This is a genomic window from Hydrogenophaga sp. (assembly GCF_051858985.1).
GTDB lineage: Bacteria > Pseudomonadota > Gammaproteobacteria > Burkholderiales > Burkholderiaceae_C > Hydrogenophaga.
Genome location: NZ_JBHYGM010000003.1, coordinates 699,195 through 713,941 on the forward strand (window position 1 = coordinate 699,195; position 14,747 = coordinate 713,941).

Here is a 14,747-nt window from a genome sequence, read left to right on the forward strand (position 1 = left end):
GCGCCTCCTCGTCCCCCGAATACTCGTCTGCTGTGGAAGTCCGCGCCGACTGACGTCGCGCCTGCTTTGCGCACGCTGTCGACTGCCGGGGAGGGGCAAGTGGCCGTAGTCCCAACCATCCCTCCTCAGCGAGAGAATTTCCATGAAAGCTACGCTCATCAGCCCCCGTCCCTGGAAGTGGCTAGTCCCCCTGTTGCTGAGCTCGCTGGTCGCCGCCTGCGGAGGTGGCGATCCTGTGCTGGGTTTTGACGGGTCCGGGGGCACAACGCCAGGCGGTACGGTTGTTCCCGTTGTTCCCGTTGCGCCGCCCGGGGGGGCGTTTGTTCCTCTGGGTGTGGCCAGCACGTTCGGCGTGTTCGGCGGCGCAGCCGGCATGACCAACCAGGGCAACCTGACCCTCATTTCGGGCGACATCGGCACCACCGCAGTCTCGACGACCGTCACGGGCTTTCGCAACAACAAGCCAGGCTGTACCTATACGGTGGTGCCTGGTGTGGACGAAGGCGTGGTCTCGGGCAACATCAACACCGCTCCGCCTCCGCCCACGGGTCCGTGCGTGTCCGAAGGCACCGAAGACACGCGGGCCATCGCCATCGCGGCGCGCGCAGATGCATTGACGGCCTACAACACGCTCGCCGCACTGCCCGGTGGAACCGATCCCAGCGCAGGCAACCTGGCCAACCTGGTGCTTGCACCGGGGATCTACAAGGCGGCAGGGGGCACCTTCATGATCCAGGGCGGCAATCTGACGCTGGACGCCCAAGGCAATCCGGATGCGGTCTGGGTGTTCCAGATGGCCCAGACCCTCACGGTGGGTGGACCGGGCGCGGCCTTTCCGCAAAGCGTGCTGTTGACCAACGGCGCACAGGCCAAGAACGTGTACTGGCAGGTCGGGAGCGCAGCCATCATCAACGCCGGCGGCGGCGGCACCGTGGTGGGCACCATCATTTCCCAGGCCGGCGTGGTGTTCTCCACCGCAGGCAGCGTCATCCTCACCACGCTGGAGGGCCGAGCCCTCTCGCTGACCGCCTCCGTGACCATGGTGAACACGGTGATCAACGTGCCGGCTCCTTGAGACAGCGCGCGAACCCACAGCCCACTGGAGATCACATGAACACCTCACTCAACAAAGCCGCAGGTGCCTTGAGCCTGCTGACCCTGGCCCTGATGGTCCACACGCCAGCGATGGCGCAGTCCTCGGGCTGGTATGCCGGCGCCAACGCCGGTCGCACGGGTGCGGAAATCGACGATCCGCGCATCACCAGCGGCCTGGCCGCGCAGGGCTTCGCCACCACCTCGATCCAGGATCGGGATCGCAGCACCGGCTTCAAGCTCTATGGCGGCTACCAGTTCAATCCTTACATGGCGCTGGAAGGCGGCTACTTCGATCTGGGCAAGTTCGGCTACATCGCCAACACGGTTCCCTCGGGTACCTTGAATGGCGACATGCGCGTCAAAGGCCTGAACCTGGACCTTGTGGGCACATTGCCCATCACCGGCAAGCTCTCGGCGCTGGGTCGCGTCGGTGTGAACCACGCCCGGGTCAATGACCGCTTTTCTGGAACCGGTGCGGTCGGCGTGAGCAACCCGACGGCCCGTCAGAGCGATACCAACGTGAAGTACGGCATTGGCTTGAACTATGCGTTCAGCGAGACGCTGGCCATGCGGCTGGAGGTGGAACGCTACCGCGTGAACGACGCCGTTGGCAACAAGGGCGATGTCGACATGGTGTCGGTGGGGCTGGTGTACCGCTTCGGTGGCTCTGCGCCCCCGCCGGGAACTCGTGCCGCCGCGCCCGAGCCCATGGTGGTGGCAGCGCCTGCGCCCGCACCGCCTGTGGTCGTGCAGGCGCCACCGCCCACCCCGGCGCCGGTGGCGCCACCCACGCGTGTCACCCTCTCCGCCGAGTCGCTGTTCGGCTTCGACGCCGATGCCGTCAAGCCCGAAGGGCGCCAGGCGCTCGACCGTTTCGCCCGCGATCTGGCCGGTACCACCTACGGGTCGATCAGTGTGGAAGGCCACACCGACCGACTTGGCTCGGACAGCTACAACCAGCGCCTTTCGGAACAACGTGCCGCGGCGGTGAAGAATCACCTGGTCACTTCGGGCTCACTCGATGGCTCCAGGATCACCGCGGTAGGCCGGGGCGAAAGCCAGCCGGTGACCGCGCCCGGAGACTGCAAAGGCAATCAGCGCACCGCAGCGCTGGTGGCTTGTCTCCAGCCAGATCGGCGCGTCGAGGTGGAAGTGACCGGCACGAGATAGACGGGTCCTTCCCTTCGCATTGCGGATGGTTCTGCGGCACAGGCAGGCCTCCGCGGGCTGGCAGGGGCCCAATGCTTCCCTGCGCCACGCGTGTCGATTCTGGTGAGGCCGATCGTCCTGGCGGGTTTACACCTGCAGCCAGGTTCGGCGTCGTGAGTGCCTTGCCGGTTGCGTCGGTCGCATGGGCATCAGGGAAGCCGTTTCCTACTGCACGAAGTTTCCACCGCTTGTTCCATTCGTTGACTAAAGTTCTAAGCCATCGAGCGTTCACTCAGGCACGCCATTTGCCGCCACATGCGGCCTCTGGCGGCACCGAGTCGCCGGGGCTTCAAAGGCAACACGCAACGGCAGGCAGTCCAAAGTGAACCTCACTCAACTATTCGACATGGAGTTAAAGCGGGCCCGCACCGATGAGCGCCCGAGCATCGACCTTTTGTACGCCGATCGTCAGGGCAAGCAGCTTGGTATGGGAGGGAACATGAGCAGCACGGAAAGAGGCCGCACCAAGGTCCTCATCGTGGACGACAACGAAGACGCAGCCAACATGCTGGCGGGAGCCATGCAGTTCTACGGCTATCAGACAGTGGTGGCGTTCAGTGGCGCGGGTGCACTGAAGGCCATTGGCGGCAAGCTGCCTCAGGTGGCCATCCTGGATCTGGGCATGCCGGACATGTCGGGCCTGGAACTGGCCCAGCGCTTGCGGGCCATGCCTGCGAGTGACGACCTGCTGTTGATCGCGCTGACGGGTTGGGGACAGCAGGAGGCTGGAGAAGCGGCCCGCATCGCAGGGTTCGACAGCCACTTCGTCAAGCCGGCAGACCCCGGCAGCTTGAGTGCCTTGATCGATGAAGAAGCCTTTCGGCGTCGCGTCGCGGGGCGTGTTTGACGACGATCGCCGGGTCTTCGGGGACGGTCTGGACCTCAATGCCCGAACACGGCCCGCGCAGTCGCCATCATTCGCAGGCGATTCGTTGAGTTGATGGAGGGCGTGTGAAGCACACGCATGTCCATCAGGAACACATCTCCCGCCCGCCCGCACATTTCCACCAGAGAGATGCCGCGATCGAGGAGCTGTGGTTCCAGTGGGTCGGGCGTGTTTCTGAGCAGCGCGCGAAGTGAAGGGGCATGCACGGCCGATGTCCCGGGTGGGTGATCTTGTGGGCGATGCGAGCCAGCCAGCGCCAGCGTGGCGCCACCGCGCGGCGCCACGTCGTCCAGCAGGAAAAAGGCCTGAATGCCCGGCAGCCGGTGTGGTGGATCGGCCGAAATGTCCACATGCCAGTTCAGTCCCTTCAGCGTCCATTCGCCCTGGCGAGGGGGCGAGAGCAGGAGTTGCGTGGGTTGAAGCTGAGGTGGTGAAGGCAAGGCGCCCAGTCGCGTGATCGTCTCGATGAGCGCAGGCGTCACCAGGGCTTCGTGCAGATCGGGCACTTTCACCATGGCGGACAGCTTGCCGATCTGCTGGAAGGCGGGCAGGCCGTGCACAGACTTCGGCACGCCCTTTCCGCCGGCTGCCCGCTTGAGTTCATCCAACAGCGTCTGCCTGATGGTTGCCATCCGCTTCTTCGGGTGGAAACTCTCCAGTTGCAGGTAGCCGTGAATGGAAAAGGATTCGACTTGAGTGGTTCTCAAAGCTCCGTCCGCAACCGCCAGATCTCCGGAAACAGCACCACGTCCAGCATCTTGCGCAGGTAGCTCACGCCACCCGTGCCGCCCGTGCCGCGCTTGAAGCCGATGACGCGTTCCACGGTGGTGACGTGGCGGAAGCGCCAGAGGCGGAAGGCGTCTTCCAGGTCGGTGAGTTCTTCGCCCAACTGGTACAGGTCCCAGTGATCCTTGGGGTGCCGGTACACCTGCAGCCAGGCTTGTTCCACATCGTCGCTGGCTTCATACGGTTGGGTCCAGTCGCGCTGGGTGTGGCTCTGCGGCACAGGCAGGCCACGGCGGGCAAGCAGGCGCAGGGCTTCGTCGTAAAGGGATGGCGCTTCATACGCGGCCTTCACCACGGCCAGCCGTTCGGCGTTGTGCTGGTGGGGCTTGAGCATGGCGGCGTTCTTGTTGCCCATGGCAAATTCAATGCAGCGGTACTGGTGGCTCTGGAAGCCGCTGCTTTGCGCCAGGTAGGGGCGGATGGCGCTGTATTCGGGAGGCGTCATGGTGGCAAGCACGTCCCAGGCGTGCACCAGCTGTTCCATGATCTTGGAGACGCGCGCGAGCATCTTGAAGGCGGGTTGCAGTTCGTCGCCTGCGATGTGCGCGATGGCCGCCTTGAGCTCGTGCAGCATGAGCTTCATCCAGAGTTCGCTGGTCTGGTGCTGCACGATGAACAGCAGCTCATCGTGCGCGGGCGAGAGCGGCTTCTGCGCGTTGAGGATGGCGTCGAGGTTCAGGTAGTCGCCGTAACTCATGTCGCGGCTGAAATCGAGCTGCGCGCCCTCCTGGTGGACGATGTCTTCGGATTTGTTGTGGGGGCACATGGTTGATTCTGTTGACGTTGGCTGGATGTGGTCTCCGTTCGCCGTGAGCTTGTCGAAGGGGTTGAGTGGGTGAGGGCTTCGACAGGCTCAGCCCGAACGGTATTTGGGCTCAGTCCGAGCGGTATTTGGGCTCAGTCCGAGCGGCATCAGGTGACTGCGTGTTTGGTGTTGAATTCGGGGCGTTGCCATTCGCCGCTTTCCAGCACCTGGCGCAGGTGCTCCACGGCGGTCCACACGTCTTCGAAGCCGATGTAGAGCGGGGTGAAGCCGAAGCGCAGGATGTCTTTCGAGCCCGTTCGTCCTGAGCCTGACGAAGGATCGCCTGCGCGGTAGTCGCCCACCACGCCGCGAGCGATGAGCGCCTGCACGATGGCGTAGGCGCCTTCGTCGCGCGTGAGGCAGACCTGGGAGCCGCGTTGCGCGTGCCCCAACGGCGTGGCCAGACCCAGGCCGTGGCCCTGGCAGCGTTCGTCCACCAGGCCGATGAACAGGTCGGTGAGCGCGAGCGATTTCTTTCGCAGTGCGGCCATGCCGCCGAGTTCTTCAGACGCCAGCAGCGTGTCCACACCGCATTCGAGCGCGGCGAGGCTGATCATGGGTTGGGTGCCGCACTGGTAGCGCGCGATGCCGGGGGCGGGCCGGTAGTCGGGTGTGAAGTCGAACGGCGTGGCGTGACCCCACCAGCCGGCCAGGGGTTGCCAGAAACGTTCGGCGTGGCGCGGGTTCACCCACACGAAGGCGGGCGCGCCAGGGCCGCCGTTCAGGTATTTGTAGCCGCAGCCCACGGCGTAGTCGGCGCCCGCGCCGGTCAGGTCCACTGGCACCGCGCCGGCGCTGTGCGCCAGGTCCCAGAGCATCAGCGCGCCCGCTGCGTGCGCGGCGGCGGTCACGGCGGGCATGTCGTGCATGGCGCCGGTGCGGTAGTTCACGTGCGTGAGCATGAGCACGGCCACGTCGGCGGTCAGTGCCTCAACGATGCCGTGGGGCTCCACCAGCACCAGTTCAAAACCGCGTTCCTTGCAGAGCGCTTCGGCGATGTAGAGGTCGGTGGGGAAGTTGCTGCGCTCGCTCAAGATGCGTTTGGCATTCGGTCGGTCGGCGGCGGCCAGGGTCATCGCGGCCGAGAGCACCTTGAAGAGGTTCACCGACGTGCTGTCGGTGGCGACCACGGTGCCGGGATCGGCGCCGATCAACCGCGCGATCTTGTCGCCCACCTTGCGCGGTTGCATGAACCAGCCGTTCTTGTTCCAGCTCTGGATGAGGTCGGCGCCCCATTCGCGCGTCACCACGTCGGCCACGCGGGCAGGCGCGCTGCGCGGCATGGCACCGAGCGAATTGCCGTCGAGGTACAGGGTGCCTTCGGGAATCAGGAACAGGTCCCGCAAGGGGCGCAGCGGGTCTTGTTCGTCGAGGGCCTGGCAGTCTTGTTGGGTGGTGGTCATCTTCAGAGTTCTCGCAGCACGGCGCGCACGGGGCTGGCGTCGGCGGTGGTGAGTTTCAGGGGGAGGGCGATCAGCTCGTAGTCGCCTTCGGGCACGTCGTCGAGCAGCAGGTTCTCCAGCACGCGCAGGCCGCGACGGCGGATGGTCTGGTGGCTGGGCAGGGCTTTGCTGTCGGCGGGGTCGATGCTGGCGCTGTCGATACCGATGAGCAGCACGCCCATGTCCGCGAGTTGCTCCACGGTGTCGGCGGCGAAGGCGGGCAGGGCATCGTCGAAGCGGTCTTGCGGTTGTTGTTGGTACACACGGAGCAAAACGCGCGGTGGCAGGTCTTTCAACGCATGCGCGATGTGCTCAGGCCTCACCAGCGGGCCGCAGCCGATGGCGTGGATCACGCGGCAGGGGCCGATGAACGCGTCCAGCGACACGTCGCCGATGGCGGCGCCTTCGGGGTCGTAGTGCAGCGGCGCGTCGGCGTGCGCGCCCACGTGGGGCGAAAGCGTGATGGCACTCACGTTGACCGGGCAACCGGGCCCGATGGTGGCGGCCCAGGCTTGTGAATAGGCCGTGTCGCCCGGAAAGACCGGTGCGCCGGCGTGCACGGCAGGAGAGATGTCCCAGAGTTTTTTCATGGAGCGGTGAAGGTAGCACCGCGAAAAAAAGCGTGGTGTCGGTTAATCCCAACAGGCGGGAAAAACTTCAGAACGCGCTGACCACCGGCGGCAGGCCGTGGCGCTGGCGCGCGCGGGCGCAGGCGTCGCTGCCTTCCTCGAATTCGCGGCAGGGCGAGGGGCGCCATTCGTAGATGCCGCAGGTGGCCTGGTGCCCGACTTTTCCAGTGAGCGCGGCGCAGCGGGGTGGCGAATGGTCGGTGCCGCGCATCCGTGTCAGGGTGTCGTTGACTTCCACCGCCAGGCCTTCGGGCACGCTGCCGCCCATGGCCTGTGTTTCGTGCACGGAGAAGTCGACGCGGAAGCACGCGCAGCAGGCGCCGCAGGTGGTGCAGGCGCTCATGCGTCGGCCTTGCTCAAGGGCGGTGCGCGGTACACCAGCACCTTCAACGCGCGTGCGGGGGACGCGTCGGCAAACGACACAGGGTTGGGCAGTCGCTGCTCGAAGATCAGTTCCGGCGCGCACTCGCGCATCTGCTCCATCAGGAAGGCGGTGCTCAGCTCGGGCGCGTTCAGGCACAGCAGCACCTGGCCGTCGGGCCGCAGCAACTCGGGCAGGCGACGCATGAGGCGGGCGTAGTCCTTGGTGGCGACGAAGCTGCCCTTCTGAAAGCTCGGCGGGTCGACGATGACCAGGCCATAAGGCCCGCCGCGCGTGATGCGGCCCCAGGTCTTGAAGATGTCGTGGTTCAGAAAACTGGCGCCGGCCGTGAGGCCGTTGAGCGGATGGTTCTGCTGGCCCAGGGCCATGGCGCCGCTGCTCATGTCCACGTTCACCACCTGCTTGGCACCGCCCAGCAGCGCCACCACCGAGAACGCGCAGGTGTAGGCAAACAGGTTCAGCACCTTGTGGCCTTGCGCGTGTTCGCGCACCCACTGCCGGCCTTCGGCCATGTCGAGAAACAGGCCATGGTTCTGGCCTTTCTGCAGGTGCACCAGGTAGCGCGCGCCGCGCTCGGTCACCACGTGCGGCTCGGGCACGCTGCCGGCCATCAGGCGCGTCGTGGGCTGGCTGTCGTGCCGGCACTGGAACACCCAGTTCAGCGGCTCACCGGGCGCGATCTGCGCGCAGCGCGCCGTCAATGCGTCGTGGATGGTGGCGAGTGCTGCATCAGCCACCGGCTGGAAACTGGTGAACAGAAACGCCGGCGGGAACGCATCGAGCGCCCAGGCTTCGCAGCCCGGGTGCAGCCCGCCCCGGCCGTGGAAGATGCGCCGCGCATCGCTCGACGGCTCGATGCGCGCGATGGCGTCGAGCAGGGCCTGCATCAGGCCAGGCGGCCGAGCAGCAGGTATTCCATCAGCGCCTTCTGCGCGTGCATGCGGTTCTCGGCTTCGTCCCACACGACCGACTGCGGCCCGTCGATCACCTCGGCGCTCACTTCTTCGCCCCGGTGGGCGGGCAGGCAGTGCATGAAGAGGGCATCGGGCCTGGCCGCGCGCATCATGGCTTCGTCCACACACCACTGCGCAAAGGCCTTGCGACGCGCTTCGTTCTCGGCCTCGAAGCCCATGCTGGTCCACACGTCGGTGGTCACCAGGTCGGCGCCGGCGCATGCTTCACGCGGGTCCTTGAAGACCTTGTAGCAGCCGCGGTCCTGAATGCCCGCGAGCACCGGGTCCACCTCGTAGCCGCCCGGCGTGCTCACGTGCACGGTGAAGCCCAGCATCTCGGCGGCCTGCAGCCAGGTGTTGGCCATGTTGTTGCCGTCGCCCACCCAGGCCACCACCTTGCCCTTGATCGAACCTCTGTGCTCGATGAAGGTGAAGATGTCGGCCAGGATCTGGCAGGGGTGGAATTCGTTGGTGAGGCCGTTGATGACCGGCACGCGCGAGTGCGCGGCAAAGGCTTCGATCTTGCTCTGCTCGTAGGTGCGGATCATCACCAGGTCGACCATGCGGCTGATCACGCGGGCGCTGTCCTCAATGGGTTCGGCGCGGCCCAGCTGGCTGTCGCCAGTGGTCAGGTGCACCACCGAGCCGCCCATCTGGTACATGCCGGCTTCAAAGCTCACGCGGGTGCGCGTGCTCGCCTTCTCGAAGATCATCGCCAGGGTTCGGTCGGGATCGGCGAAGGGCTGGTATTTCTCCACTGCCTTGAATTTGCGCTTGATGAACGCGGCGCGCTCGAACACGTAGGCGCATTCGCTGGCGTCGAGGTCCTTGAACTGCAGGTAGTGCTTGATCGAAGTCATGGCGAGGGCGTCATTCGGCGAGGAAGGCGTGGATCAGCGGCAGCAGGATCGCCGCCACCTCGTCGGCCTCGGCCGTGGTCATGATGAGCGGCGGCACCAGCCGGATCACGCTGTCGGCCGTGACGGAGAGCAGCAGGCCAGCGTCGGCCGCGCGCTGCGTGAGCACGCCGCAAGGCTTGGTGAGTTCGACGCCGATCATCAGGCCCTGGCCGCGAATTTCCTTCAGGCCGGGCTTGCCGGCCAGGCCTTTTTCCAGCGCGGCGCGCAGGTGTTCGCCCACACGCGCGGCGTTCTCCATCAGGCCGTCTTCTTCCATGATGCGGATGGTCTCCACCCCCGCGCGCATGGCCAGCGGGTTGCCGCCGAAGGTGGTGCCGTGGTTCCCGGGCTGGAAGATGTGGGCGGCCTTGGGACCGGCCACCACCGCGCCGATCGGCACGCCCGAGCCCAGGCCCTTGGCCAGGGGCATCACATCGGGCACGATGCCGGCCCACTGGTGCGCGAACCACTTGCCGGTGCGGCCCATGCCGCACTGCACCTCGTCGATCATGAGCAGCCAGTCGTTGGCGTCGCACAGGGCGCGAACGTCCTTCAGGTACTGGGCGCGCATGGGGTTGATGCCGCCTTCGCCCTGGATGGTCTCGAAGAACACCGCCACCACGTTGGGGTTGCCGGCGGTGGCCTTCCTGAGCGCTTCCACGTCGTTCTGCGGCACGCGGATGAAGCCTTCCACCAGCGGGCCGAAACCGGCCTGCACCTTGGGGTTGCCCGTGGCCGACAGGGTGGCGATGGAGCGGCCGTGGAAGGCCTTTTCGTAGACCACGATTTCCGGACGCTCGATGCCCTTGTCGTGCCCGTACTTGCGCGCCAGCTTCAGAGCGGCTTCATTGGCTTCCAGGCCGGTGCTGCAGAAAAACACATTGGTCATGCCCGAGCGCTCCACCAGCATCTGGGCCAGCACTTCCTGGTTGGGCACGTGGTAATAGTTGCTGGAATGGATCAGTTTGGCAATCTGGTCCTGCAGGGCGGGCACCAGTTTGGGGTGGGCGTGTCCCAGGGTGTTGACCGCAATGCCGCCCAGTGCGTCCAGGTATTCCTTGCCATTCGTGTCCCACAGACGGCAGCCACGGCCATGCGACATCGCGATCGGCAGGCGGCCGTAGGTGTTCATCACGTGGGGCGAGGCAACGGGATTCAGGGCGGCGTTCATGCGGAGGCTCCGGTGGGAAAACGGCGAATTCGCCAGAAAAAGAAGCGGCTCAACGCAGGTTGAGCCGTCGAAGGGCGATTTTAGGGGCAGTGCCGGGCATCATCATTGCTTGTTGGGCATCGCTGCCATGCCCGGTGGCCCGTGGTCCAGGGCGCGGGTAATCCCTGAGCTTGAGTCTTATATAAGATAGAATACCTGCCGGCCACCGACGTGCGAGCGATCCTCGTGCGCCGGGGTCCTTCTCCCAGCAGGCCCTCCATCCGAAGGCTTCTCCCCCGATGGTTTCACCCACAGCCAAACAAGTCTTCATTCAAGGCATCACCCAGGATGGACGCACGTTTCGCCCGAGCGACTGGGCCGAGCGCCTGGCTGGTGTGATGAGCCCTTTTCGCCCCGGCGGCGCCAGCCCGGGCAGCCACCTGAGCTATTCCCCCTGGTGCGTGCCCAACACCATCAACGGCGTCAAGTGCGTGGTGGTGCATGTGGACCTGAAGGAAGCCGAACCCATGGCCTGGGATTTCGTCATGCACTTCGCCCGCGACAACCGCCTGCAGGTGGCCGAGGCCTGCCTGATTCCAGAAAAATAGCCCATCCCGCTCAAGGACACCGCGAAACTGGCTTTGCCAGGCCGCTGGTGTCGCCCCCAGCGGGTGACGCGCGCAGCGCGGCGCGGGGGGAACTCAGAAAACAGAAAAGCCGTCTTGCGACGGCTTTTTTGCTTTTGCTGGCAGCGCACCGTTTCAAACGGCGGACCGTGAGGTCCGGGCTGGTGGCCTGAACAAGTCAGGCCGGGGGGTGTCAGGTGGCAGCGGGTGCTGCAATGCCCTTGACCTTGGCCGACAGGCGGCTCTTGTCGCGTGCGGCCTTGTTCTTGTGGAAGATGCCCTTGTCGGCAACGATGTCCACGACCTGCTGCATCTTGGCGAACAGTTCGGTGGCCTTGGCCTTGTCACCGGTCAGAACGGCTTTTTCAACGTTCTTGACGGCGGTGCGGTATTTGGAGCGCAGCGAGGTGTTGGCTGCATTGAGCTTGACGTCCTGGCGGGCGCGTTTGCGGCCGGAGGCCAGGCGGGGGTTCTTTTTCTTCGGCTTGGTTGCCATGGTGAAGTTCCTTCAGGTGTTTGGGATGATGCCAGCAAAGCCCGCGATTTTAGCACGGGCAGGCATTCAGGCAACCCAGGCCGCCCGGGCGTGGAGGCCGGGTCGTTACACTCGCGCCGTGACCCTGTTCAAGTCCGCCTCCCTGGTTTCCCTGCTGACCCTGGCCTCGCGCATCACGGGGCTGGTGCGCGAACTGCTCATGGCGGCCACATTCGGCGCCAGCGCGCTCACCGACGCTTTCAACGTCGCCTTCCGCATCCCCAACCTGCTGCGCCGCCTGTTCGCCGAAGGGGCGTTCAGCCAGGCTTTTGTGCCGGTGCTGGCCGGCGCGCGCGAAAAAGACGGCGACGACGCCACGCGCCATATGGTCAACCAGATCTCCACGGTGCTGGCCTGGGCGCTCACGATCACCACGGTGCTGGGTGTGCTGGGCGCTCCTTGGCTGGTGTGGGCCATGGCCAGCGGCCTCAACGACCAAGGTTTCGACTCGGCCGTGGTCATGACGCGCTGGATGTTTCCGTACATCGCCTTCATGTCGTTCGTGGCGCTGTCGGCCGGCATCCTGAACACCTGGAAGCGTTTTGCCGTTCCCGCCGTCACCCCGGTGCTTCTCAACGTGGCCATGATCGCTGCGGCAGCCTGGGGTGCGCCCTGGTTCGGCTCGATGGGCATCGAACCCATCTACGCCATGGCCGGCGGGGTGCTGCTCGGCGGCGCCCTGCAGCTGGGTGCGCAGATTCCCGCGCTGCGCCGCCTGGGCCTGCTGCCGCGCATCAGCCTCCGGTGGTCGGGCGTGAAGGCGGCCTGGAACCACCCTGGCACGCGCCGAGTCACCACGCTCATGCTGCCCGCGCTGCTGGGCGTGAGCGTGGCGCAGATATCGCTGCTGATCAACACGCAGATTGCATCGCACCTGGCGGTGGGCAGCGTGAGCTGGCTGACCTACGCCGACCGCCTCATGGAATTCCCGACCGCGCTGCTGGGCGTGGCGCTGGGCGTGGTGCTGCTGCCGCAGCTGGCGGCGGCCAAGGCGGCGGACGACTCCGCACGCTACAGCGGCCTGCTGGATTGGGGGCTACGCCTGGTGGTGCTGCTGGCCGTGCCCTGCGCGGTGGCGCTGCTCACCTTCGCCCAGCCGCTGGTGGCCGTGCTCTACCACTACGGCGCCTTCACCGAGGCCGACGTGCAGCGCACCGCCACGGCACTCATGGGCTACGGCGCCGGCCTCATCGGGCTGATCGCCATCAAGGTTCTGGCGCCTGGCTTCTATGCGCGCCAGGACATTCGCACGCCGGTGATGATCGCCATCGGTGTGCTGGTGCTCACCCAGTGCCTGAATTTGGTGCTGGTGCCCCGGCTGGGGCACGCCGGGCTGGCCCTGGCCATCGGCATCGGCGCACTGGTCAATGCCCTGCTGCTGCTTGTGGGCTTGCTGCGCCGTGGCGCTTACAAGCCGTCACCCGGCTGGCCGCGCTTTGCCCTGCAGGTGGTGGCCGCCAGTGCCCTGCTGGCCGTGTTCCTGATGTGGGTGGCCACCAGCGTGAACTGGCTGGCCTTCGACGGCCAGGCGCTGCGCCGCGTGAGCCTGCTGACGCTGTGCGTCTTCGGGGGTGTGTTGGTGTATTTCGTCACCCTCCTGCTGGCGGGATTGAACTTGCGCCAGTTCCTCAGAAAATGACGTAATCTGCGGCTTTCGCGCGAACGCCCACCATGTCCTACCCCTACGACATCCCCGAGGCCAGTCCGCTCGGCTATTTCGCCGCCCTGGTGGGGGACGATGAGGCCTTGCCGCTGTTCGAGGCGGCCACGCCCATTGCGCAGGACGAGTACCCGGACCTGGACGTGCAGCAAGTGCTGGGCGACGTGGACCAGATGCTCGCGCGCATTCGTCGCCGCTGCGCTGCCGACGCGGGCCCACTGCAGCGGCTGCGCACACTCAACCAGTTCTTCTTCCGGGACATGGGTTTTGGCGGCAACGTCAACAACTACTACGACCCCGACAACAGCTACCTCAACGCGGTGCTGCGCACGCGCCGGGGCATTCCCATCTCGCTGGCGGTGCTGTGGCTCGAGCTGGCGCACGGTCTGGGCCTGAAGGCGCGCGGCGTCAACTTCCCCGGACACTTCATGGTGAAAATCAACCTGCCCAACGGGCAGGTGGTGATCGACCCGTTCACCGGTCAGTCGCTCAGCCGCGAAGACCTGTCTGAACGGCTCGAGCCCTACAAGCGCCGCAACGGCCTTGTGGACGACTTCGACGTGCCCGTGGGCCTCTACCTTCAGGCCGCCACGCCGCGCGAGATCCTGGCGCGGCTGCTGCGCAATCTCAAGGAAATCCACCGGACGCAGGAAGACTGGTTGCGGCTGATCGCGGTGCTCGATCGCCTGGTCATCCTCCTGCCAGAGGCCTGGTCGGAGTACCGCGACCGGGGCCTCGCCTGGGCCGAGATGGGCGACCTGCGCCTCGCGGTGACGGACCTCGAAACCTATGTGGCGCACGCCGACGACACGCTGGACCGTGAGGCCACCGCCCAGCGCCTGCAGGAACTGCGAAGGGCCATGAACTGACGTGTCCACGCTGAGCGGGACTCCAACATGAAGCGGCTGATGCTGGTGGGAGCCACCGGGCTGGTGGGCAGCCATGTGCTGCGGCTTGCGCTGGCCGATCTGTCGGTGGAGCAGGTCGTGGCGCCAACGCGCAAGTCGCTCGTCCCGCACCCGAAGCTGCTCAATCCGGTGGTCGACTTCGGCCAGTTGCCACAGGACGCGGAATGGTGGCGGGTGGACGCGGTGGTGTGCACGCTGGGCACCACCATCCGTGCGGCCGGCTCGCAGGCCGCTTTCTACAAGGTGGACCACGACCACCCGCTGGAGGTCGCCTACCTGGCGCACCGCCATGGCGCGCGCGCCTTCGCCCTGAACTCCGCACTCGGAGCCGACACCGGCTCCCGGGTGTTCTATTCGCGCACCAAAGGCGAGATCGAGCGCGACCTGCAGGCCGTGGGCTACGCCTCGCTGACGCTGGTGCGCCCGGGCCTGATCGGCGGAGCTCGCCAGGAAAGCCGGCCTGCCGAACAGGTCGCGGTGCGCCTTTCCGGGTGGCTGCAGCCCCTGCTGCCACGGCGCTACCGGGTGGTGCCCGCAGAACGCATCGCGCACCACTTGCTGCAGGCGGCGCTGGCGGGCGCACCGGGCGTGCACGTCCTGCCTTCGGAAGCGCTGCTCTGATCGCCTGGGGCTTTGGACTACCCTGGGGGGTGGCGCCGATAGAATCCAGGGCTGGCACCGCCGATGTGCATTCGCCGTGCCGATGCACCACCCAGCCCATGTCACGCATCTTTTCAACGATCTTTCCCTTGCCACGGGCAGCGTCTGCCCTGGTCTGCCCA

General features: G+C 66.1%; 16 protein-coding genes. 7 read left to right on the forward strand and 9 right to left on the reverse strand.

Translation table 11 applies throughout. The annotated features are described in order from the left end of the window. Positions 1-334 precede the first annotated feature (334 nt). From ACTIEY_RS15745 to ACTIEY_RS15755, 3 genes are all read left to right on the forward strand, one after another. On the forward strand, positions 335-1,075 hold the full coding sequence (locus ACTIEY_RS15745; protein ID WP_439520068.1) for an ice-binding family protein: 741 nt from the start codon (positions 335-337) through the stop codon (positions 1,073-1,075). Positions 1,076-1,110: 35 nt separating this feature from the next. Then, positions 1,111-2,265, forward strand: coding sequence for an outer membrane beta-barrel protein (locus tag ACTIEY_RS15750; protein ID WP_439520069.1), 1,155 nt, complete (start codon positions 1,111-1,113; stop codon positions 2,263-2,265). 478 nt (positions 2,266-2,743) lie between these two features. Further along, positions 2,744-3,151 carry a response regulator gene (locus ACTIEY_RS15755; RefSeq protein ID WP_439520070.1) on the forward strand — a complete coding sequence of 136 codons (408 nt, stop codon included), beginning with the start codon at positions 2,744-2,746 and terminating at the stop codon, positions 3,149-3,151. 35 nt (positions 3,152-3,186) lie between these two features. Here ACTIEY_RS15755 and ACTIEY_RS15760 read toward each other — a convergent pair whose 3' ends face one another. From ACTIEY_RS15760 to ACTIEY_RS15795, 8 genes are all read right to left on the reverse strand, one after another. Then, complete coding sequence (locus tag ACTIEY_RS15760; RefSeq protein WP_439520071.1) at positions 3,187-3,822, reverse strand: phytanoyl-CoA dioxygenase family protein; 636 nt, start codon at positions 3,820-3,822, stop codon at positions 3,187-3,189. Positions 3,823-3,893: 71 nt separating this feature from the next. Then, entirely contained in the window at positions 3,894-4,742 is an 849-nt protein-coding gene (kynA, locus tag ACTIEY_RS15765; protein WP_439520072.1) for a tryptophan 2,3-dioxygenase, read from the reverse strand. Positions 4,743-4,888: 146 nt separating this feature from the next. Further along, positions 4,889-6,184: a kynureninase gene (gene kynU / locus ACTIEY_RS15770; RefSeq protein WP_439520073.1), complete on the reverse strand. Its 1,296-nt coding sequence runs from the start codon at positions 6,182-6,184 to the stop codon at positions 4,889-4,891. Between the two features lie 2 nt (positions 6,185-6,186). Continuing rightward, positions 6,187-6,813: an arylformamidase gene (gene kynB, locus ACTIEY_RS15775; protein WP_439520074.1), complete on the reverse strand. Its 627-nt coding sequence runs from the start codon at positions 6,811-6,813 to the stop codon at positions 6,187-6,189. Positions 6,814-6,880: 67 nt separating this feature from the next. Beyond that, positions 6,881-7,195: a YkgJ family cysteine cluster protein gene (locus ACTIEY_RS15780; RefSeq protein WP_439520075.1), complete on the reverse strand. Its 315-nt coding sequence runs from the start codon at positions 7,193-7,195 to the stop codon at positions 6,881-6,883. Continuing rightward, the gene (locus ACTIEY_RS15785; RefSeq protein ID WP_439520076.1) at positions 7,192-8,121 is read right to left on the reverse strand and encodes a class I SAM-dependent methyltransferase; all 930 of its coding nucleotides are present in this window, start codon (positions 8,119-8,121) and stop codon (positions 7,192-7,194) included. The genes ACTIEY_RS15780 and ACTIEY_RS15785 overlap by 4 nt, the downstream gene beginning before the upstream one ends. Then, positions 8,121-9,047, reverse strand: a complete 927-nt coding sequence (gene argF, locus ACTIEY_RS15790; protein WP_439520077.1) for an ornithine carbamoyltransferase — start codon at positions 9,045-9,047, stop codon at positions 8,121-8,123. Before argF ends, ACTIEY_RS15785 begins: the two co-directional genes overlap by 1 nt. Positions 9,048-9,057: 10 nt before the next feature. After that, complete coding sequence (locus tag ACTIEY_RS15795; protein ID WP_439520078.1) at positions 9,058-10,257, reverse strand: aspartate aminotransferase family protein; 1,200 nt, start codon at positions 10,255-10,257, stop codon at positions 9,058-9,060. Between the two features lie 278 nt (positions 10,258-10,535). Here ACTIEY_RS15795 and ACTIEY_RS15800 point away from each other — a divergent pair, with 278 nt between their 5' ends. Further along, entirely contained in the window at positions 10,536-10,844 is a 309-nt protein-coding gene (locus tag ACTIEY_RS15800) for a DUF3579 domain-containing protein (RefSeq protein ID WP_439520079.1), read from the forward strand. A 211-nt stretch (positions 10,845-11,055) separates the two neighbouring features. On the opposite strand, the gene rpsT is transcribed toward ACTIEY_RS15800, so the two are convergent. Next, positions 11,056-11,358 (reverse strand): 30S ribosomal protein S20, encoded by a 303-nt coding sequence (gene rpsT, locus ACTIEY_RS15805; protein ID WP_439520080.1) that lies wholly within the window; start codon positions 11,356-11,358, stop codon positions 11,056-11,058. A gap of 118 nt (positions 11,359-11,476) precedes the next feature. On the opposite strand from rpsT, the gene murJ reads away from it, so the two are divergent. The 3 genes from murJ to ACTIEY_RS15820 are packed head-to-tail and all read left to right on the forward strand — an operon-like array spanning position 11,477 to position 14,586. Next, positions 11,477-13,036 carry a murein biosynthesis integral membrane protein MurJ gene (murJ, locus tag ACTIEY_RS15810; protein WP_439520081.1) on the forward strand — a complete coding sequence of 520 codons (1,560 nt, stop codon included), beginning with the start codon at positions 11,477-11,479 and terminating at the stop codon, positions 13,034-13,036. 32 nt (positions 13,037-13,068) lie between these two features. Further along, positions 13,069-13,926: a SirB1 family protein gene (locus ACTIEY_RS15815; protein ID WP_439520082.1), complete on the forward strand. Its 858-nt coding sequence runs from the start codon at positions 13,069-13,071 to the stop codon at positions 13,924-13,926. A gap of 27 nt (positions 13,927-13,953) precedes the next feature. After that, positions 13,954-14,586: an NAD-dependent dehydratase gene (locus ACTIEY_RS15820; protein WP_439520083.1), complete on the forward strand. Its 633-nt coding sequence runs from the start codon at positions 13,954-13,956 to the stop codon at positions 14,584-14,586. The last annotated feature ends 161 nt before the right edge of the window (positions 14,587-14,747 follow it).